Here is a 20,921-nt window from a genome sequence, read left to right as displayed (position 1 = left end):
TCTTCAGACCTTGATGTTCACGAGGGACCGCATAACGATGAGGTTCAGAATGAGAAAGGCTGCGACGATCAGACAGGCCGGCACGAAAAGTGGGCTTTTCATCACCTCGTCAAAGTAGTTTGGTTGCACCAGATTGATCCCGATCAAAGCCAGGATCGGGAAACCGGACAGCAGTTTGCCGGACCATTTCGCTTCGGCGGTGATAGCGCTCACGCGGCGAAACAGGCGAAAACGCGCCCGAATAACCTTGGCCAGACCATCCAGAATTTCAGCCAGATTACCACCGGATGTCTGCTGGATTGTCACCGCAACGGCCAGAAACCGCATATCCTGACTGTCGAGTCGCTCTGCCATCGCCTTGAGCGTCTCGCCCATATCGCGACCGTAGGCCGTCTCGTCCGAGATCATGCCCATTTCTGTTCCCAGAGGATCGGGAACTTCGCGGGCCACGATGGCGACAGCCGAGGAGAATGGATGCCCGACGCGCAGTGACCGGACCATCAATTCAACGGCCTCGGGCAATTGTTCGCCAATCATCCTTGTTCTTTTGTTGGCTTTGTTGCTGATCCACGTATAGATCCCGCCAACCCCCATCAGCACCGCAACCAAGGCCCGGACGGGGACGCCGACATCGGTCATGACGGTCAGCAACAAAAACGCGACGAAGCTGAGAACGATCATCATCAGGATCAGTTGCATCGGCGTGAAGGCAATATTCGCCTTTTGTGCCTTTGTCGCCAGCATCGAGTAGATCGGGATGCTTTGTGATTTCATGTGCTGGGTCATCTCCTTGCGGAGTTGGTCGAGCACCTGTTCGCGATTGCCGCCCTTATCAAGCATCTCAAGCCGGCGGTTCACCTTGCCGTCCATGCTGATGGATTTGCCGAAGATCACCAGATAGGCACCCTGAACGAGCGCTAGCACAGCGATGAAAATCACGATGTAGATGATTGGTTCAGCAGAAATCATTGGGTTTACTCCGCGACCATGGGTTCAAAGATTGCAGCCGGCAGGTCATAGCCCCACAGCTTGAAGCGCTCAGAAAAGTGACTGCGCACGCCGGTTGCTGTGAAGTGACCGATGATCTTGTTGTCCGGTGTCAGGCCAACGCGCTGATAGCGGAAGATTTCCTGCATCGAGATGACATCGCCTTCCATGCCGGTGATTTCGGTGATGGACACCATGCGGCGCGACCCGTCCTGCAAACGTGATGCCTGCACGATGAGGTTCACAGCCGACGAAATCTGGCTCCGCATCGCTTTGAGCGGCATATCAATCCCGGCCATCGCAATCATGTTTTCCAAACGCGACACGCCATCCCGCGCCGAGTTTGCGTGGATTGTCGTCATTGATCCGTCGTGGCCGGTGTTCATGGCCTGCAGCATGTCGATGACTTCCTCGCCACGCGTCTCGCCCACGATGATCCGGTCAGGGCGCATACGCAGGGCGTTTTTAAGGCAATCGCGCTGGCTGACGCCGCCTTTACCTTCGACGTTGGGCGGGCGGCTTTCCATGCGGCCGACGTGGGTCTGTTGCAGCTGAAGTTCGGCGGTATCTTCGATCGTCAGGATACGTTCCGAATCGTCGATGAAACCCGACAGCGCGTTCAAGGTCGTCGTCTTACCCGAACCCGTACCGCCCGATACGATGATATTTAGGCGCGTGGACACGGCGGCCTGCAGATAAGCGGCCATTTCTTCGGTGAAGGCGCCAAATTTGACCAGCTCTTCGATGCCGAGCTTGTCTTTTTTGAATTTACGAATGGACACAAGGCTGCCGTCCACCGCGATGGGGGGCACCATGGCGTTGAAACGCGACCCATCGGCAAGACGGGCGTCAACGTAGGGGTTGGATTCGTCAACACGACGGCCCACGGCCGACACGATCTTGTCGATGATCCGCAAAAGGTGCTTTTCATCTTTGAACGTGATGTCGGTCAACTGCAGTTTGCCGTCGCGTTCCACAAAAATCTGATGCGGGCCGTTGACCAGAATGTCGTTGACGCTGTCGTCTTTCAGCAGTGTCTCGAGCGGGCCGAGGCCGGTCACCTCGAAAAACAGATCCTGGCTGAGCGACTGGCGTTCATCGCGGTTCAGCACGATCCCCATGTCTTCGAGGGTTTCATTGGCGATCGCGTTGATTTCGGTCCGCAGTTCCTGTTCGGTCGCGGTATCCAATGCGGCAAGATTGAGGTTGTCCAAGAGGGCCTTGTGCAGCTCCAGCTTGATTTCACCCAAACGTTCCTTGCGGCGCTTGTCTTTGTCCATGGCGCCGATTTCGGCGGGCCTGATGGGCATCGTTTTCATCAACGACTTGCGTGGCTCGTCGATTTTGGCAGCCGGGGCTGGGGCGATATTCGCCTTGGAATTTGCAGATACCGCAGTCGCCGGTGCGTCTTTTCCTGCCGTCGGCTTTTTATATTTTGAAAACACGGCCTGGCCTCCTAAGCTCTGGCTTCAGTTGCATCCGCCTGATTGACGTCATGCACAGATTTCGCAAGTTTCAGTATCTCTTTGCGCAACGGGTTTTTCGGAATTCCGACAGCCATTGGGATGCCATGGTCACCACTTTGCGCAACAGGTTTGCCGCCATCGGGCAGCTGGACTTCGACCGAAATGCCCAAGCTTTCTGAAAGGCGTTTTACCCGGCCCTTTCCATTCAGGTCGGTAAAGCCGGGCGCACGGTTCAACACGAAGCGAATTTTTTCGAACGGCAAGTCTTCGGATTGCAGGGCGCGTTTGATCCGCAGGGTATTCTGCGCCGAGCGCATATCGAGTTCAATCATCGCAAAATAGACATGCGCGGCTTCCAGAACCGTCTGCGACCATTCCACCATCGTGGTTGGCATATCCACAACGACATAGTCAAAGTTGACACGCGCCATTTCGATGAGCCGGCGGATGTCATCGGAGGTGATCATATCAAGCGGGATCATGTCGGTCGGTGATGTCAGCACATGCAGCTTCTGCTCGTAGGGCAAAAGCGCTTGCATGAAGCTGTCGCTGTCCATCGCCACGGTATCGGTCAGCATCTCGAGAACGGCCTCGCGGCGGGGCAGGTCAAGATAGGTTGATGCGGTGCCGAATTGGAAATCCAGATCAAGCAGGCAAACCCGCGGTGGATTGCCGGGGTCGATATTGGCCAGTTCCCAGGCAAGGTTGACCGCCAACATCGTGGCGCCGGTTCCGCCGGCCAGACCATGAATGGGGATCACGACGCCGGACCTGTCGCCCGTTGCCTTGAACTTGGTCGCGCCTGTTTGGGCCGGGGCCGTCGGTTCTGCGGTGAGCACCCGTTCAATCGCGCGGGCAAGCTCGTTTTCGGGAAGGGGGTAGGGGACAAATTCATCGCCGCCCTGCCGCAGCAACTGGTGCAATGCGGTCGGGCTGACGTCTTCTGCGATCAAGATCACCTTGATGCCCGCCGCCTTGGCGACGCTGATCACCTCGGAAACTAATTCGAGGTTGTCCTCGTCGTGGGAATCCATGGCGATGGTAACAAATTGCAGACCGCCTGCTTCGGGTTGGCTAAGGAACGCGACTGCATCGTCAAAGCTGAGGTCGCCCCAGGAATCACCCAGTGCTGTCTCCATGTCTTCAATCAGCAGATCGAATATCTGGACGTCACGACTGATCGTACATGCAACGATTTGTGGTGGGTCGTGCTGCACGACCGGGCTCGTACTCATAGTCTAACGTCCTCATCAGTTGGGCATCAGCGCCTTTGTATGGTCCATATGATCGACCATCAACCGTCGGTCGCTACGTCCTCTGCCACACGGCAGCGCATGCTTTATCAATGGGAGTATTGGCGACAATCATGTCGAGATTTGGACCAAAAGATCGTAATTGTGCGATATATTGCGACGATCTTGGGGAAAATCAGGGAGTGTTCACGCCAGGCTGACACTTGGCGTGAACAATTTGTTATTGACTAGCCGCCGTTGCCGCCACCAGTTTGGATTGTGGTGCCCTGCAGCATTGATGTCGGTGCTGCGCTGGCGACATATTCGCGGAAGATCACCTCGGCGTATTTGCCGTTCAGAAGCATCGGCTCGTTGTCAACAAACCCAGACACCTCGGTTACGGTGCGCCGGTTGCGACGTTCGCGGACATCCGTCGGCACCAATGGCTGTGTTTCGCCGAAGGATGCAACAGCCTCGAGACGGTCGAGGTCAATGCCCTGTGCCGACAAGAAGGCAACGACAGCTTGCGCGCGGGACAGACCCAGGCGGCGGTTGTACGCTTGGCTGCCAACAAGGTCAGTGTGACCGAACACCTTGAAGCGCACTTCGGGGAACTGACGGATCCAGTCGGCCTGACGCAACAGTGTTGCTTGCGCGTCGGCATCCAGGACAGTTGAGTTGAACGCGAAGTTCACGGTGGAGTTCACCTCTGACGCGAAACGGCGCGCCAGATTGATGGTGTAATCCTGCTGTCCGGACTGAACCATCATATTGTTCATGGTGGCATCACCGAAGCTACCCGAATCGATCTTTGCCCCTGCTTCTGAATAGAAGGACGAGAAAGTCGGGTCCTTGGCAGTACACCCGGCCAGTGTGATTGCGGCGATTGCCGTTGTTATAAAGTATTTCATCGACCTGCGCTCCAATCATTCATCCAGGACATAGCCGTAGGACCCGCTAAAGTCCTGACGTGCCACTTCGCCTGCACCACCGCGTGATGGCGCATCTTGTGCCGCTACACGGCCAAACAGGAACAAATCCTGCTCGGTCGGTGGCCGTACGCGATCCGTTGGCAGCGAAAGTGCTGCGCCACGGGTCGGCGAGACCAGATGTGGCGTCACGATAATCACCAGTTCGGTTTGGCGACGGCTGTATTCAGCACTGCGGAACAGCGCACCGAGGATCGGTACATCGCCGATCCACGGCACCTGACCGTTCAAGTCAACAAAGTCGTCTGACAAAAGCCCGGCAATCGCAAAGCTTTCTCCATCACGCATTTCGACAGTGGTCGATGTTTCCCGACGGCTGAAGGCATCAATCTGAAAGCCATTTGCCGAGAAGCTGTTTGACGGGTCAATCGCCGACACGGCTGCGATCATCTCAAGATTGATGATGTCACCATCGACGACCCGCGGTGTAAAGTTCAGCTCCACGCCGAATGGTTTGTATTCGACCGAGATGCCACCATCAGAGTTGCTGACGGGAACGGGATATTCGCCACCGGCAAGAAACGTTGCTTCCTGACCGCTGAGGGCTGTCAGGTTTGGCTCTGCCAGAGTGCGCACGACGCCGCGCGATTCAAGTGCTTCGAGCAGAATGCCAACTTCGAGGCCGCCTGCGTTGAAGCCGAACAGGAACGCACCGTTGTTTTCGTTCAAACCCGGTACATTGCCACCCAAGGAACTGGTGATGCCGCCATTGCCAACGGTTGTGTTGGTGCCTGACGTAATCCCAAGATCGCCGTCCAGCGCCGTGCCGGACAAAGCCAGCGACGATGACAGCGATTTGCTGACTGACCGCTGCATTTCGGCAAACCGCACTTTCAGCATGACCTGCTGGGTGCCGCCAACGCTCATCAGGTTAGACACCCGATCAGGCGCATAACGCTGCGCCAGTTCCATGGCGCGATCAAGCCGCGCGATTGAGCTGACTGTGCCCGAAAGTACGATGCCGTCGTTGGCCGTGCGCACTTCGATGTTTTCGCCGGGCAGGATCTGCGTCAGGCGTTCCTTGAATTCGGCCATATCAGGAGAGACATGAACCTCAACATTGGTGATCAGGCGCCCGTCTGTGCCCAAGAGGGTCAGTGTGGTGCGACCTGGTTCCTTGCCCAGCACATAGATCGTGCGGTCGGACAGGGAAGAAATGTCTGCAATGCCGGGGTTTGCGATGGAAAGTTCCGTAAACGGAACATCGCTTTCCACGACGACGGCCCGGTTCATCGGAACGTTAAGTGCACTGGATGCCTCGCCGCGCAAGACGCGCAACGTTTCTGCCGGTGCCAATGTCGGTGCCGCTACCAGCGACAACGTCAAGCCTGTAAGTGCGGCTTTGATAAATCTGTCATAGTTCATAAGTGACCTGCCTCTCCGATCACGCCTCGTTATTGGGTCTTAAGATGCCCTGATTTTTCGACCATGCGTCAGTTCCCCATTTATTGCAATAATCAAAGAGTTGTCCGACGAACCGTATGTGGACAACGCGCAACACTCTTGCTGCGAGCGCACAAACACAAACGCCCGGCGGAAACCGGGCGCTGTTTGATTCGGGGTGGCAGTGGGCGCAAAATTACTGCGTGCTGCAATCAACTTCGGTCTCTTCGGTCGCTGTGCCGCGCCGGACCGTTTGATAGCATCTTTCGGGTTCGGCTTCGATGACCGGGGCAGGGGCCACGACCTCTGCTACCTCTCCGGTGATCCGCTGGTTGTCGATCTGGATCGGGGCGGCGTTGGTCAGGTCGCCGGCACCAACAAGTGAAAGCGTCAATGCGCCGCTGTTGGTCGCCTGTGTCAGCAGGGCCACTTCTTCCGGGGTCACCTGAACGACCACGCTTTGCGGGCCGCCTGCAAATTCCTGATCGCCGGTCACGGCGATAATTTCCAGCCCGGACTTCAGAAGGTTCGTCACCTCGTTGCCGTTCGTCAGGCGACCGGTCCAGTAGACGTCGATGCGGTCGTTGGGGCGCAGCACGCCAAAGCCCGTTGCGACGCGGCCTTCAATCGGAAAGGCGCGCATTCCGGGCTCCACAAGCGCGGTCAAGCCACGGCTGGCGCCGGGTTCGGTCACTTTGGTCATCAGGATCGGTTCATTGATCGACATCGGCAGAATAACAACACGCGGAGTTTCCACGCCTGCGGGGAACAGTTCCTCTTGGGTTTGAAAGGCCCCTTTTGGTAGAAATTCCTTAGCGTATTTGATCAGCTGAACGTCATCAACGGTCAGCAGTTCGCCGTAGGTCAGGTCGCGCTTGGGTGCATATAAGTCCACGGTCGCAATGGCATTTGCCGATCGCCGCTGCTCTTGCGCAAGCTGCACTGCCTGCGCGTCAAAGTAGCCTTTGACCATAAAGACGGCAAACCCTGCCAGCCCCATGCCAATCAGCAGAACCAATCCAAAAACTGCACGCATTATCGTAACCTCTTTTCGTCTTTTCGGACCCGCGACTGAAATTCCCAGATCACGTTTTTAAGCTAGTACGTATTCCTAAAGGTCAATGGAACCCGCGTTCTGCACCTAACACCACTTCCGCAATAACTACTTAAAGCACGTACGTCGTGTATGCCGGATTGACCCAGTTGATGGGCGGGGTCGCCGCCAATCGTACGTTTGTACCACAGTACCTGCCGGGCTTGGATGTCAAGTTGCAAAGCCGCGCCGACGCCGCGCCGCGCCGGTTTTTTGGGCTTTGTGCGCTGTAGGTCACAATTAAACGCAAAAAGCCCGCGCCACGTGATGACGCAGGCCGACATGATGTCACGAACGACGACGTTAGGGGGTAGCTTGGTTTTCCATGGTCGTTTTGAGCCAGTCGGCATTATTTTGTGCCGCGCCACCGACGAGAGCCATGATCAGAAAGCCCAAAAGCACCAGGGCCGCTGTCAGGATGACGAAGTCAACCGTCACAGCGCCTGATTCATCCTTGTGGAAGTTCAGCAATAATTTCTGCATTTCTCACCCCTCCTAAGGGTCTGCCTTTAGGTTTCGCTTTTTGGTGGCTATCAATACGACTGTATCGGCGTAGCCCCCGTGATGTCGCCGAATGCTATGCGCGCATTGGGGCAAAATTTCGACAATGCTACAACTTTAAATGTACTATTGGCCCGGATGTCTGCATCCTTAATGAAAACGGCGCCACCCGGATGGGTGACGCCATTTATTCTCAACTCATAAGTCGATGCGCGACTTATGGTGTAACTTGTGCTTCGATGTCTGCCTTGATGTCAGCGGCCAGTGTTGTTGCACCGGTTTTGACAGCTGTACCGACCAGCAGGCCGAGCAGAACGATTGCTGCAGTCAGAACAACGAAGTCAACTGTTACTGCGCCGTCTTCGTCGTTGCGGAAATTCTTGATAAAGTTAAGCATAGTAGTCCCTCCTCAGGGTATTGCTGGTGTTCATTCTCTACCTCGCCGGATGGTTGGCACCGCTTCGTCTGCGGCCCGTCCCCCATCTTGGATGCCCTTATATAGCCCTTTGAATGGGGCGGGAGTTTGACGCGGTCCATATTTTTTCCGATAGCCGCATTTTTTTTCGATAAACAGAATTAAGCTTTTGATATTTAGTGAAAAATTAACGTATCAGTTTTTCGAAACTTCATCATAGCGTTGCGCAAAAGCCTGCAATGACGTGAAATTGCCCCAATTGTTTGGGTTTTCGTGGCCTTTTGGCGGTTTTCTGCCATGGTCCGTTCAACAAGACACGGCAGGCAGGACAGAAAATGAATCGTCAGATCATCACCTTGGCTGCTTTGGCGCTGTTGCTGGGCGTCGGTCCGGTCGCCGCCGAGGTGGTGCGGTTGCAGCCGGATTTTTCGTTTAAACGGGTAGCAGTGCCCGCCGGTAATGCCGGTAGCCGCATCACGGTACAGATTGATCCCAACGCGCCGCGGCGGGGGCCGGTCTATGCCGATCCCGCACCGACGCCGATAGCACCGAACCCGGCGGATATCGCAGCACCGGCGCTGTCCGGGCTTGAGTGGTTCTGGCAGACCGTGTCGCCAAGACTGGCAGACACACGCGCCGGACGGTTTGAGATTGCGATTAACCGGATCAATAATCCGCCTCCGGGCAAAGCGGTGCCCGCACCTCGTTTGCAAAGCCTGCAAGATCTTGCGTCGGCGCACGGGCAGGACATTCTGCGTGAGACAGTCGGTACGAATGTGTCACCGGCGCTTGTCCTTGCGGTGATCGCGGTGGAAAGCGCCGGGCGGATCGACGCGGTCAGCACCGCAGGGGCCCAGGGGCTGATGCAGTTGATGCCCGCGACAGCCAGCCGGTTTGGCGTGAGCGACAGTATGAATTCGGGTGAGAATATAAAAGGTGGCGTGGCGTATTTGGCCTGGCTGCTGAACCATTTCGACAATGACCCGATTCTGGCATTGGCAGGCTATAACGCTGGCGAAGGGAATGTCCGCCGCCATGAAGGTGTGCCGCCCTTTGCCGAAACACGGGCCTATGTGCCAAAGGTATTGGCGGCCTGGCAGGTGGCAAAGGGTCTGTGTCAGACGCAGCCGCAACTGATGACCGATGGCTGTGTTTTCAACGTCAACGGTATTTAGGCGGCAGGGCCTGCCGCCCACGCCGTGAAATCAGACAATCGTTGCCAAGGTTGCGGCGCGCAGTTCGTCTTCGGTGACGCCATCCGCTGTCTCGACGATTTTCAAGCCGCCTTCGACCACGTCAAAAACGCCAAGGTTCGTGATGATGCGGTCGACGACATTTTGACCGGTGAGCGGCAGGGTGCAGGATTTGAGCACCTTGCTTTCGCCATGTTTACTGGTGTGGTCCATGACCACGACAACACGGCCCACGCCAGCGACAAGATCCATCGCGCCGCCCATCCCTTTGACCAGTTTGCCGGGGATCATCCAATTCGCCAGATCGCCGTTTTCGGCGACCTCCATAGCGCCAAGGATTGCCATGGCGATTTTGCCGCCGCGGATCATGCCAAAGCTTTGCGCACTGTCGAAATACGCGGTCTGCGGCAGTTCGGTGATCGTCTGCTTGCCTGCGTTGATCAGGTCGGCGTCTTCGGTGCCCTCGACCGGGAAAGGGCCCATGCCGAGCATGCCGTTTTCGGACTGCAAGGTCACCTCGATCCCGTCGGGGATGTAGTTGGACACCAGCGTCGGGATACCGATGCCCAAGTTCACATACCAGCCGTCTTGCAGTTCCTGTGCGGCCCGTGCGGCCATTTGATTGCGGTCCCAAGCCATGGTTTATTCCTCCGCCGGACGCGCCGGGCTGGTCAGTAGTGATTTGATATCGGCCATATTCGCTTCGATTTCGCCCAGCCGATGTTCCAGCATCAGGCTGTGGGCGGCCTGAAGCGTCAGGTGTTGCAGCTCTGCCTCGTTGCCACCAAAATTGGCATGCACCAACTCGCGGGCGCGGCCGACCCAGTGCTGGAAATTCTGAGCGACCATTTTCCGGCGTTCGGCAGCAGCCGGGTCTTTGCGTGGTGCGGTCATTTCACCTGTCCTTATGCAGCGGGCCGGGTGGTGCGTTGTTCGATCCGCTTCTCGTGGTCGCCTTGAATGATGCGGTGCACGTAAATGCCGGGCAGGTGGATGCAGTCGGGGTCAAGGCTGCCTGTCGGCACGATTTCCTCGACCTCAACCACACAAATCTTGCCGCACATGGCGGCGGGCGGGTTAAAGTTGCGGGCGGTCTTGCGGAAAACAAGATTGCCGGTCGCGTCCGCTTTCCATGCCTTTACGATGGCCAGATCGGCAACGATGCCTTCTTCCAAGATATAGGTCTGGCCGTTGAAATCTTTGTGTTCCTTGCCATCGGCGATCACGGTGCCGACGCCTGTTTTGGTATAAAATCCGGGGATACCGGAGCCGCCGGCGCGCATCCGTTCGGCCAGCGTCCCTTGGGGGTTGAATTCCAGTTCGAGTTCACCTGACAGATATTGGCGCATGAATTCGGCGTTTTCGCCCACGTAAGAGCTGATCATCTTTTTGACCTGCCGGGTTTGCAGCAGGATGCCGATGCCAAAATCATCGACGCCCGCGTTGTTCGACGCAAAGGTCAGGTCCTTGGTGCCCGCATCGCGGATCGCGGAAAGCAGAAGTTCGGGGATGCCGCACAGGCCAAATCCACCGGCGGCGATGAACATCCCGTCGTGCAGCAAGCCATCAAGCGCGTCAGCAGCTGACCCATAAATTTTCTTCATTGACGGAATCCCCGGTGTGACTATTTGGCAGAAACTGACCGCCCCCGTGGGGAAAGTCAATTCATGCGGCGTGCGGCAATGCGGTCGGGCGTCTGCCCCACGCTATCCTACTTTTTTGCAACGGCTTTCTTGGCAGCCGGCGCCTTCTTTGCTGCGGGCTTCTTTTTGACCGCAGGCTTTTTCTTGGCCGCAGGTTTCTTTTTTCCAGCCTTTTCAGCGCGTTCATCAATCAGATGTACCGCCTGCGCCAAGGTCAGGTCGGCAGGCGCGATGTCTTCGGGGATGGTCGCGTTGATCTTTTCCCACTTCACGTAGGGGCCATATTTGCCGTCGTAAATATTGACGGGCCCGCCCGCCTCCGGGTGTTCGCCCAATTCGTGGATCGGTGCCGCCGCCTTGCCGCGCGCACCGCGTGACGCGACCTTTTCGGCCAACAACTGCACGGCGCGGTTCATCCCGACGGTGAACACCTCGTCAATGCCGTCAAGATTGGCATTGGTGCCGCCACGGTCCGATGTGCTGGGCGCGTGTTTGATATAGGGGCCATAGCGCCCGATGTTGGCCCAGACCATCACACCGTCTTCGGGATGTGGGCCGATTTCGCGCGGCAGCGATAGCAACATCAAGGCGTGTTCCAGATCCAGTTCTTCTGGTTCCCATTCTTTTGGGATCGACTGGCGCGGGGGCTTCTTGTTGTCTTCCGTCAGTGCGCCGCGCTGGACGTAGGGACCAAAACGGCCTTTGAACACACGGATTTCATCATCTGCATCGGTTCCCAGCAGCTTGCCTTCGGGGGGGATCGCCGACGCCTCTGCCTCGTGGTTCGGTGGGCCAAAGGGGCGGGTATAGCGACATTCGGGATAGTTCGAGCAACCGATAAATGCGCCACCAGACCGGGCCGTGCGCATTGACAGACGTCCGGCGCCGCAGTTGGGGCAAAGGCGCGGATCGCTGCCGTCTTCGGTCGGTGGGAACAGATGTGGTTCAAGTACCTCGTTGATCTTTTCCAGCACTTCGGTGATGCGCAGATCGGCGGTTTCGGCGATGGCCGCCGAAAAATCACGCCAGAACCGTTCCAGCACTTTTTTATAGTCGGCGTTGCCCGCGCTGACTTCGTCCAGCTGGTTTTCCAGATCCGCCGTGAAATCATAGCCGATATATTTGCGGAAATAGTTTGTCAGGAATGCCGTAACCAAACGCCCTTTGTCTTGGGGAATAAGGCGGTTCTTGTCTTTTTCGACATAGCCGCGGTCCTGTATCGTCGTCACGATCGACGCATAGGTCGAAGGGCGGCCAATCCCAAGCTCTTCCATACGTTTGACCAGCGTGGCCTCGGTGTAGCGGGGCGGAGGCTGGGTGAAATGTTGTTCGGGCTCGACGGATTTCTTGTCGGCTTTTTCGCCTTCGGCGAGCTGCGGCAGGCGCTTGTCATCATCATCGACAACGCTGTCGTCTTTGCCTTCTTCGTAGATCGCAATGAAACCGTCAAACAGCATGACCTGCCCGTTGGCCCGCAGCACCACCTGTCCATCGCGGCTGGCCACATCCACGGCTGTGCGTTCCAGACGCGCCGCTGCCATCTGACTGGCAAGGGTGCGTTTGTAGATCAGATCGTACAGTTTGCGCTGGTCGCTGTCTTTGATGTCGGCTTGGTCGGCGGCCACCATCATATCCGTTGGCCGGATACATTCGTGGGCCTCCTGAGCGTTCTTGGCCTTGTTCTTATAGATGCGCGGGGTGTCGGGCAGGTAGTTTGCGCCGAATTTCGCCTTGATTGCATCACGGGCGCCGATCACAGCCTCCGGGGCCATGTCGATGCCGTCGGTCCGCATGTAAGTGATCAGGCCCGCCTCGTAGAGGCGCTGCGCCACGCTCATGGTTTGCTTGGCACCCATGCCGAATTTGCGGCTGGCCTCTTGCTGCAGGGTCGAGGTCATGAAGGGTGGTGAGGGGTTGCGGGTCGCGGGCTTTGCCTCGACCGATGTGACGACCAGATCGCGCGAATTGATGGCCTGCGCGGCCATTTCGGCCTGTGTGGTATTGGCAAGGTCGAATTTATCAAGCTTCTTGCCAGCCAGTGTCGTCAAACGCGCCTCGTAGGTCTGGCCGCGCGGGGATTGCAGCAGCGCCTTGACGGTCCAATATTCCTGATTGCGGAAGGCTTCGATTTCCATTTCGCGCTCGACGATGATGCGCAGGGTCACGGATTGGACGCGGCCAGCCGATTTCGCACCGGGCAGTTTGCGCCACAAGACGGGGGACAGGTTGAAGCCGACCAGATAGTCCAGCGCGCGGCGGGCCAGATATGCCTCGACCAGGGGCGCATCGACCTGACGGGGGTGTTTCATCGCCTCGAGGATCGCATTCTTGGTGATCGCGTTGAACACGACACGGCTGACCGGCGTGTCTTTTTTGATCGCTTTGCGGGCGGTCAATGCCTCGGTCAGATGCCAGCTGATCGCCTCGCCTTCGCGGTCGGGGTCGGTTGCGAGGATCAGTTCATTGTCGTCTTTGAGCGCGTCAACGATGGCTTTGATATGCTTTTTGCTGTCGCTCGCGATTTCCCATTTCATGTCGAAATCTTCGTCCGGCAAGACCGATCCGTCCTTGGGCGGCAGGTCGCGGACATGCCCATAAGAGGCCAGAACGACGTAACCCTTGCCGAGATATTCGTTTATTTTCTTGGCCTTGGCGGGGGATTCGACGACGACAACGGGCATAGGAATCCTAACTTAATCCAGCGAGCAATATGGTGCGGCTAGATGTGGCGTCTGTAGGTGGAATGTCAATGCAGCGAAAACCCTTTGGGATTTTGTGCGCTCTGGGTCACACGACGCGGGACAAAAGCCCGCCTGCCTGCCGGATGATTTTGCCGTCAAGTTCCAGATCGACGAGAATCGGTGCGACCATGGTCATGGGGGCGGCGATGTCGCGGATCAGCTGGTCTTCGGCGACAGGCGCCGGACCCAGACGCGACAGAATGAGGTCGTGCAGTGCCACCGTGGTCCGCAGTGATCGTTTGGCGGGTTCCGGCGCGGGCAGGGGAAGTTCGGGTGTGTGGGCGGCGGTGGCACTCAGCGCCTCGATGATGTCGGCGGCGTTGCGGACCAACTGTGCCCCATCGCGGATCAGCATGTTGCAGCCGGACGCGCGCGCATCGAACGGGTGGCCGGGCACGGCAAGCACATCGCGCGCCTGGTCAAGTGCATTGCGTGCGGTGATCAGGCTGCCGGATTTCGCGGCGGCTTCGACGACGACAACGGCCCGCGACAGCCCGCTAATGATCCGATTGCGCGCCGGAAAATGCCGCGCTTGCGGCTGCAACCCCATCGGCATTTCCGACAGCCGCAGCCCTTTTTTCCCAATGTCATGAGCGAGTTGCGTGTTTTCGACAGGGTAGATGACGTCGACGCCACCGGCCTGCACGGCGATGGTGCCGCCATCCAGCGCGCCGTGGTGCGCGGCGGTGTCGATCCCGCGGGCAAGGCCGGATACGACGATGTACCCTGCTTCTGTCAGCTCTTGGGCTAACCGTTTTGCCATGCGGGTGCCGAGCGAGGACGCATTGCGCGCACCGACAAGCGCGATCATGGGGCGCGACAGCAGGCTGGTCTGGCCCAGACACCACAGCATCGGCGGGGCGTCGGGGATTTCGCACAGGGTCTCGGGATAGTCGGCGCCACCCTGAATGATCAGGCGCGCACCGGCGGCGCGGCCTGCCTTCAGTTCGGCCATGACAACGCCGATCGGGCAGGTTTGATAATCGGACGCACCGGCAGATTTCGCGATTTCCGGCAGTGCGTTCAAGGCTTTGTCGGCGCTGCCGTATTCGTCCAGCAGGCGGCGATACGTCGCGATGCCAACCCGGCGGGAACGCAATAGGCGGAGACGGTTGACCGTATCCTCTTCCGTGGTGGGTAGGAGGGGGGGGTGAGTGGAAGATAGATGTTTGCCGACCATCCCGATGCTCCGCCATATTGCCCCATCAGGATTAGAGCGGCAGAGTTAATGAGGTGTGAATACAAGCCATATGGTGCCGCCAAAAACGCGGATAACAGGGTTAATGCGCTGAATTTAATGACTATTTTATAGAAATTGTGCGTAAGGAACCTGTGCAGGTCGCGTACGTACACCGACGGCACCATGCCCCGGTGAAGCCGGCGCACGGTGTTTTGGCGGAAATCGCATCCGAATCGGGTTTGGCGGGGTGTGCGCGGGTCAGGCCGCCGCACCACCCACGGTCAGGCTGCCGATCAGCAGGCTGGGTTGGCCGACGCCGACGGGCACCCATTGCCCCGCCTTGCCGCAGTTGCCCATCCCCGGATCGAGTTGCATGTCATTGCCGATGCCGCGGATTTGTTTCAGGGCGGTGGCACCATCGCCAATCAGGGTCGCCCCTTTGACCGGCGCGCCGACGATGCCGTTTTTGACGCGGTACGCCTCGGTGCAGGAAAACACGAATTTACCGTTGGTGATGTCAACCTGTCCGCCGCCGAACCCGACCGCGTAGATCCCATCCTTGAGATCCGCGACAAGGCTTTCGGGGGTCGCATCGCCCGCCAGCATATAGGTGTTGGTCATGCGGGGCATCGGCGTGTGGGCATAGCTTTCGCGGCGTCCGTTGCCGGTGGGGGCCACGCCCATCAGCCGCGCGCTTTGGCGGTCCTGCATGTAGCCGACCAGCACGCCATCTTCGATCAATACGTTCTTGGCGCTGGGCGTACCTTCGTCATCGACGGTGATGGACCCGCGCCGGTCGGGGATGGTGCCGTCGTCCAGAACGGTCACGCCTTTGGCGGCGATCTGCTGGCCCATCAGTCCGGCAAAGGCGCTGGACCCTTTGCGGTTAAAGTCACCTTCGAGCCCGTGACCGATGGCTTCGTGCAGCAAGATGCCGGGCCAGCCGGGGCCGAGGACGACGTCCATCACGCCCGCCGGTGCCGGTTCGGCGTCAAGGTTGACGAGCGCGATGCGCAGCGCCTCGCGGGCGACGCTTTCCCAACTGTCGCGGCCGATCAGGCCGATCAGGCCCGCGCGACCACCGCCACCGTCCATGCCGCTTTCGCGTTTGCCGTTGTCTTCGACGATCACACCGATGTTCAGGCGGGTCATTGGGCGGATGTCGGTGACCAGCGTGCCTTCGGGGCGCAGGATCAGCACCTCCTGATGCGATGCGGACAGGGTCGCCGTGACCTGGACGACGCGTGGATCAAGACCGCGTGCGTATGCGTCAATCTCGCGCAGGATGTCGATTTTTGCGGGGAATGTGGCCTGCAGCATCGGGTCGGCGTCGCTGTAAAGTTTGCGGTTCGTGCCGGCCGGGCCATCCGCCATGGTGCCGCCACCGGCGCCCACGGCAAGCCGGGTTGTGGCCACGGCACGGCGCAGCGCATGTTCGTCGATGGTCGTGGAATGGGCATAGCCAGCGGTCTCACCGCGGACCGCACGCAGGCCGAAGCCTTCGGCGGCGTTGAAACTGGCGGTCTTGATGTGGCCGTCATCAAAGGTGAGCGTTTCTGATTTGCGCCGTTCCAGAAAAAGTTCCCCGTCATCGGCACCCTGGGTCGCGTCGCGCAGCAAAGACAGCGCGGTATCGCGATCAAGATTGGTTTCAAACGGGCGAAAGGGATCAGCGGACATGAGGTTTTTCCTTTGGGCGGGGCGAATTATTGGCAAAAGCGTCTGTTTGCCGCAACAGCGGTTCTTGAGTTGTTCATCAGGATATGGGACATGGACGGTCAGATACAACGGGATTCCGTCAGGGACCCGCCGCAGACGCGCTCGAAGGCGCCACGATTGTTAGGGTAGAATATGCGACTGAAAACCTTTGCGACCTCACTCTGGGCCACGGCCGGCCTGATCATGGCTGGGTCATCTGTCATTGCGCAGGACGTGAACCAGACTCTGGAGATTGTCGGCCAGCCGCTGCCGAACGGCACCGGCTTTCAACCGGCAGCGACAGAGATTGCGCGCAATGTGTACTGGCTGGACGGAATGCTGTTGGTGATCATCACGGCGATTACGCTGTTTGTGACGGGCCTGCTGGCCTGGGTCGCTATCCGCTATAATCAAAAGAGGCAGCCGAACCCCGCGACATTCACGCATCATTCGCCACTGGAAATCGCATGGACCGTCGTGCCTGTCATCATCTTGGTGTTTATCGGTGCGTTTTCGCTGCCGGTGCTGTTCAACCAGCAAGAAATCCCCGAGGCTGACATCACGATCAAGGTCACCGGCTACCAGTGGTACTGGGGCTATGAGTATGTCGATGAAGGCGTGAGCTTTGAAAGCTTCCTGCTGGCGCGCGATGAACTGGAAGATTTCGGGTACAGCCAGAATCAATATCTGCTGGCGACCGATACGTCAGTTGTGGTGCCGGTTGGCGCGACCATCGTGATGCAGGTGACCGGCGCGGATGTGATCCATTCGTGGACGATCCCCGCGTTTGGCGTGAAGCAGGACGCGGTGCCGGGTCGGTTGGCGCAACTGTGGTTCGCCGCCGAGCGTGAGGGTATTTATTTCGGCCAGTGTTCGGAGCTGTGCGGAAAAGACCACGCCTATATGCCGATCACGGTCAAGGTCGTGAGCCAGGAAACCTACGATCAGTGGCTGGCCGAGGCCAAAGGCACGTCATAAAAAAGGAGGGTGGGTCAAGACCCACCTTACGACAGATCAACCCCGTAAGGTGGGTCTTGACCCACCCGCTCAGAAAGTCCGGCATGACCGATATCAGTCTGCAAGAAACCACCTACGAGGCCGGTATGGGCGATTATTTCGCCCTGCTTAAGCCGCGCGTGATGTCGCTGGTGGTGTTCACCGCGCTGGTCGGTCTTTTGGTGGCACCGGTTCCGGTACATCCGTTCATCGGCTTTGTCGCCATCCTGTGCATTGCCGTCGGCGCAGGTGCGTCGGGCGCGCTGAATATGTGGTGGGATGCCGATATCGACGCCAAGATGAAGCGCACAGCAGGGCGTCCGGTCCCGTCGGGACGTGTCGCCCCCGGTGAGGCGCTTGGCCTTGGTCTTTCTCTTTCCGGGTTCGCGATCGTCTTGTTGGCGCTGGCGACGAATTTTCTGGCCGCGTTCCTACTGGCCTTCACCATATTCTTTTATGCAGTGGTTTATTCGATGTGGCTCAAGCGGGCCACGCCGCAGAATATCGTGATCGGTGGGGCGGCCGGGGCCTTTCCTCCGATGATCGGGTGGGCGGTCGCCACCGGCGGTGTCAGCGTCGAAAGTGCGCTGATGTTCGCGCTTATCTTCATGTGGACCCCGCCGCATTTCTGGGCGCTAGCCCTGTTTGTGAAATCGGATTATGGCAACGCCGGTGTGCCGATGCTGACGGAAACACATGGGCGCGATGCCACCCGCAAGCATATCATCATCTACACTCTGTTGCTGGTGCCGGTGGCGCTTGGGCTTGGTCTGACGTCGATCGGCGGGCCTATTTATATGGCCGTCGCCGTCATCATGAACGCATGGTTTCTCAAAGGGGCCTATGATATCTGGCGTCGCGACGATGCCGCCTGTGCTGCGGACAAGCACGCGGTCGAGATTGGCGTGTTCAAGGTGTCGCTGTATTATCTTTTCCTGCACTTTGGCGCGCTTCTTGCAGAGGCTGCACTGCGTCCGTATGGCTTTGGGGGCTGGTGATGATCAAGGTCGAGCACGAAATTCATACCCGCAGGCGTGGCCGCAACATCGGCGTTGGCCTTTTGTTGCTGGGGTTCATCACCATTGTCTTCGGACTTACCGTGGTCAAGGTTCTGGAGCTTGGCAATGCGCGTCAGTTTGAAACCTTTGACCATGTGGCGCGGCCGCAGATCATCCCACAAGAGGGCACGCAATGAAACTGTTCCCACATCTGACCGGTCCCAATCGCACCGCCGCACAAACCGTCGTCGTCGTCGTGCTGATGGGGTCATTGGCCTGGGCTTCGGTGCCGTTTTATAACTGGTTTTGCCGGGTCACCGGATTTGGTGGGATCACCAACGTCGCCGAGGTTGGCAGCGATGTGATTCTGGACCAGACCATCAAGGTCCGCTTTGACGCATCACTGGAACGCGACATGCCGTGGACGTTCGTTCCGGCGCAACGCGAAATGGAATTGCGCATCGGCGAGACAGGGCTGGCGTTTTACGAGGCGCACAACCCGACCGATCAACCGATTGCCGGGCAGGCCGCCTATAACGTCACACCCTATGAGGCGGGCGCATTTTTCGACAAGATCGAATGTTTCTGCTTTACCGAGCAGGTGTTGCAGCCGGGCGAAACCGTGATGATGCCGGTCAGCTTTTTCGTGGACCCTGCCATCGTGAATGACCGCGAAGGCCAGTATGTGCACACGATCACGTTAAGCTATACGTTCTACCAGATTGATTTGCCGGATGCAGAAATGCAGGCGGCCCTCGACCCGACAACTTTGACATCGGCGCCACAAGGCGCCATAGAAACGAACTAACGACCAGCCGATAGGGACGCACCACATGGCGCATGCAAAGAACCACGACTACCACATCCTGCCACCATCCATTTGGCCGCTTCTTGGCGCGTTGGGCGGCTTTATCATGCTATTTGGCGCCGTGCTTTGGATGCCGAAACAGGGCGGCGGCCCCTATATGTTCCTCGTCGGCCTCGCGCTGGTGATCTACGTGATGTACGCATGGTGGGCCGATGTGATCGCCGAAAGCCGGGTCGGGGACCACACCCCTGTCGTGCGGATCGGTCTGCGCTATGGCTTTATCATGTTCATCATGTCCGAGGTCATGTTCTTTGCCGCCTGGTTCTGGTCATTCTTCAAACATGCCATGTACCCGATGGGCCCGCTAAGCCCGATTCAGGATGGCGTCTGGCCACCTGTGGGGATTGAAACATTCGATCCATGGCACCTGCCGCTGATCAACACGCTGATCTTGCTGTGTTCGGGTGCTGCGGCGACCTGGGCGCATCACGCGCTGGTCCATGAAAACAACCGCGAGGATGTGAAGTGGGGCCTGATCCTTGCCGTGGCTCTGGGCGCGCTGTTCACGGTGTTTCAGGTTTATGAATATAGCCATGCGGCGTTTGGCTTTGCCGGCAATATCTATGGCGCGAACTTCTTTATGGCGACGGGTTTCCACGGCTTCCATGTGTTCATCGGGACGATCTTTCTGCTGGTCTGTCTGATCCGGCTCCAGCGCGGCGACTTTACCCCCGAAAAGCATGTGGGTTTTGAGGCAGCCGCTTGGTACTGGCACTTTGTGGATGTGGTTTGGCTGTTCCTGTTTGCGGCTGTCTATGTTTGGGGCGGGTAAGTCGGGGTTAACCCCGACCTACCGGTCTGTCAGAAATACAAGCGCGCGGGGTGGCTCGCGCGTTTTTCATGTCAAAGGCATATGATGCTGCGTAAAATCATCTTTCCGCTTCTTCTGGGTGCCGTCGGTTCCGGTGCTCTGATCAGCCTTGGCATCTGGCAGGTCCAGCGTCTGGACTGGAAAGAGGATATTCTGGCAGGGATCGAAGCGCGATTGGCCGCGCCGCCGGTTCCCGTGCCACTGGCGGGCCGTGAAGAGGATGATGAATACAAACGTGTCACCCTTGCGGGCGCGCCCACCGGCGAAGAGCTTCACGTGTTGGTTTCCGGGACCACGGCGGGCACTGGTTATCGGGTCATTTCCAAGTTCTTGCTTGAAACCGGCGCTGTCATCATGGTTGATCTTGGGCTGTTGCCGCTGGACGCCAAAGATGCGGAACCCGTGACAGACTTCATGCAGATCAACGGCACGCTGTTGTGGCCGGACGATCAAAACAGTAACACACCTCCACCGGACCTTGAAAAGAACATTTGGTTTGCACGGGACGTTGACACGATGGCGCGGGTTCTGTCGACAAGACCCCTGATGGTGGTTGCCACAGACACGACCCCTGCCGACCCACGCCTGACGCCGTTGCCGGTTGAAGCCGTAGGCATCAAGAACGATCATCTTGAATATGCGATCACGTGGTTTTTGCTGGCCTTGGTTTGGGCCATTATGACCCTGTTTCTGCTTTCCCGCACCATCCGCCAAAAGGACGCCTGAT

The 20,921-nt window shown here is 58.1% G+C and carries 21 protein-coding genes; 7 read left to right on the top strand and 14 right to left on the bottom strand.

Annotated features, from left to right (window positions below):
* Positions 1 to 3: 3 nt before the first annotated feature.
* The 8 genes from QZ196_RS02640 to QZ196_RS02605 form a co-directional block, all read right to left on the bottom strand.
* The gene (locus QZ196_RS02640; RefSeq protein WP_296423605.1) at positions 4 to 969 is read right to left on the bottom strand and encodes a type II secretion system F family protein; all 966 of its coding nucleotides are present in this window, start codon (positions 967 to 969) and stop codon (positions 4 to 6) included.
* A 5-nt stretch (positions 970 to 974) separates the two neighbouring features.
* Complete coding sequence (locus tag QZ196_RS02635; protein ID WP_296423603.1) at positions 975 to 2,432, bottom strand: CpaF family protein; 1,458 nt, start codon at positions 2,430 to 2,432, stop codon at positions 975 to 977.
* A gap of 11 nt (positions 2,433 to 2,443) precedes the next feature.
* Positions 2,444 to 3,688 (bottom strand): AAA family ATPase, encoded by a 1,245-nt coding sequence (locus QZ196_RS02630; protein ID WP_296423601.1) that lies wholly within the window; start codon positions 3,686 to 3,688, stop codon positions 2,444 to 2,446.
* Between the two features lie 245 nt (positions 3,689 to 3,933).
* Entirely contained in the window at positions 3,934 to 4,596 is a 663-nt protein-coding gene (locus QZ196_RS02625; protein ID WP_296423598.1) for an OmpA family protein, read from the bottom strand.
* A 15-nt stretch (positions 4,597 to 4,611) separates the two neighbouring features.
* Positions 4,612 to 6,039: a type II and III secretion system protein family protein gene (locus tag QZ196_RS02620; protein ID WP_296423596.1), complete on the bottom strand. Its 1,428-nt coding sequence runs from the start codon at positions 6,037 to 6,039 to the stop codon at positions 4,612 to 4,614.
* Between the two features lie 214 nt (positions 6,040 to 6,253).
* Positions 6,254 to 7,093, bottom strand: a complete 840-nt coding sequence (cpaB, locus tag QZ196_RS02615) for a Flp pilus assembly protein CpaB (RefSeq protein ID WP_296423594.1) — start codon at positions 7,091 to 7,093, stop codon at positions 6,254 to 6,256.
* A 360-nt stretch (positions 7,094 to 7,453) separates the two neighbouring features.
* Positions 7,454 to 7,633 carry a hypothetical protein gene (locus QZ196_RS02610; RefSeq protein WP_296423593.1) on the bottom strand — a complete coding sequence of 60 codons (180 nt, stop codon included), beginning with the start codon at positions 7,631 to 7,633 and terminating at the stop codon, positions 7,454 to 7,456.
* A gap of 235 nt (positions 7,634 to 7,868) precedes the next feature.
* Positions 7,869 to 8,048 carry a hypothetical protein gene (locus tag QZ196_RS02605; protein WP_296423591.1) on the bottom strand — a complete coding sequence of 60 codons (180 nt, stop codon included), beginning with the start codon at positions 8,046 to 8,048 and terminating at the stop codon, positions 7,869 to 7,871.
* A gap of 353 nt (positions 8,049 to 8,401) precedes the next feature.
* On the opposite strand from QZ196_RS02605, the gene QZ196_RS02600 reads away from it, so the two are divergent.
* Positions 8,402 to 9,241 (top strand): lytic transglycosylase domain-containing protein, encoded by an 840-nt coding sequence (locus tag QZ196_RS02600; protein ID WP_296423588.1) that lies wholly within the window; start codon positions 8,402 to 8,404, stop codon positions 9,239 to 9,241.
* Between the two features lie 30 nt (positions 9,242 to 9,271).
* Here QZ196_RS02600 and QZ196_RS02595 read toward each other — a convergent pair whose 3' ends face one another.
* The 6 genes from QZ196_RS02595 to tldD form a co-directional block, all read right to left on the bottom strand.
* Positions 9,272 to 9,898: a 3-oxoacid CoA-transferase subunit B gene (locus QZ196_RS02595; RefSeq protein ID WP_296423586.1), complete on the bottom strand. Its 627-nt coding sequence runs from the start codon at positions 9,896 to 9,898 to the stop codon at positions 9,272 to 9,274.
* Between the two features lie 3 nt (positions 9,899 to 9,901).
* Positions 9,902 to 10,153: a hypothetical protein gene (locus tag QZ196_RS02590; protein WP_296423585.1), complete on the bottom strand. Its 252-nt coding sequence runs from the start codon at positions 10,151 to 10,153 to the stop codon at positions 9,902 to 9,904.
* Between the two features lie 11 nt (positions 10,154 to 10,164).
* A complete protein-coding gene (locus tag QZ196_RS02585; RefSeq protein WP_296423583.1) occupies positions 10,165 to 10,863 on the bottom strand; it encodes a CoA transferase subunit A in 699 nt (232 codons plus the stop codon).
* A 107-nt stretch (positions 10,864 to 10,970) separates the two neighbouring features.
* Positions 10,971 to 13,583, bottom strand: coding sequence for a type I DNA topoisomerase (gene topA, locus QZ196_RS02580; protein WP_296423581.1), 2,613 nt, complete (start codon positions 13,581 to 13,583; stop codon positions 10,971 to 10,973).
* A gap of 106 nt (positions 13,584 to 13,689) precedes the next feature.
* On the bottom strand, positions 13,690 to 14,823 hold the full coding sequence (gene dprA / locus QZ196_RS02575; protein ID WP_296423579.1) for a DNA-processing protein DprA: 1,134 nt from the start codon (positions 14,821 to 14,823) through the stop codon (positions 13,690 to 13,692).
* A gap of 258 nt (positions 14,824 to 15,081) precedes the next feature.
* Positions 15,082 to 16,503, bottom strand: a complete 1,422-nt coding sequence (gene tldD, locus QZ196_RS02570; protein WP_296423577.1) for a metalloprotease TldD — start codon at positions 16,501 to 16,503, stop codon at positions 15,082 to 15,084.
* Positions 16,504 to 16,674: 171 nt separating this feature from the next.
* On the opposite strand from tldD, the gene coxB reads away from it, so the two are divergent.
* From coxB to QZ196_RS02540, 6 genes are all read left to right on the top strand, one after another.
* Complete coding sequence (coxB, locus tag QZ196_RS02565) at positions 16,675 to 17,499, top strand: cytochrome c oxidase subunit II (protein WP_296423575.1); 825 nt, start codon at positions 16,675 to 16,677, stop codon at positions 17,497 to 17,499.
* Between the two features lie 83 nt (positions 17,500 to 17,582).
* Complete coding sequence (cyoE, locus tag QZ196_RS02560) at positions 17,583 to 18,515, top strand: heme o synthase (RefSeq protein ID WP_296423573.1); 933 nt, start codon at positions 17,583 to 17,585, stop codon at positions 18,513 to 18,515.
* The gene (locus QZ196_RS02555) at positions 18,512 to 18,712 is read left to right on the top strand and encodes a hypothetical protein (RefSeq protein WP_296423571.1); all 201 of its coding nucleotides are present in this window, start codon (positions 18,512 to 18,514) and stop codon (positions 18,710 to 18,712) included. Before cyoE ends, QZ196_RS02555 begins: the two co-directional genes overlap by 4 nt.
* On the top strand, positions 18,709 to 19,323 hold the full coding sequence (locus QZ196_RS02550) for a cytochrome c oxidase assembly protein (protein WP_296423569.1): 615 nt from the start codon (positions 18,709 to 18,711) through the stop codon (positions 19,321 to 19,323). The genes QZ196_RS02555 and QZ196_RS02550 overlap by 4 nt, the downstream gene beginning before the upstream one ends.
* A 25-nt stretch (positions 19,324 to 19,348) precedes the next feature.
* Complete coding sequence (locus tag QZ196_RS02545; protein WP_296423567.1) at positions 19,349 to 20,155, top strand: cytochrome c oxidase subunit 3; 807 nt, start codon at positions 19,349 to 19,351, stop codon at positions 20,153 to 20,155.
* A gap of 84 nt (positions 20,156 to 20,239) precedes the next feature.
* A complete protein-coding gene (locus QZ196_RS02540; RefSeq protein ID WP_296423566.1) occupies positions 20,240 to 20,920 on the top strand; it encodes an SURF1 family protein in 681 nt (226 codons plus the stop codon).
* Position 20,921 lies beyond the last annotated feature (1 nt).

Source organism: Yoonia sp. (genome assembly GCF_017854565.1).
Taxonomy (GTDB): domain Bacteria; phylum Pseudomonadota; class Alphaproteobacteria; order Rhodobacterales; family Rhodobacteraceae; genus Yoonia.
This window is presented reverse-complemented; position numbering and strand designations above follow the sequence as displayed.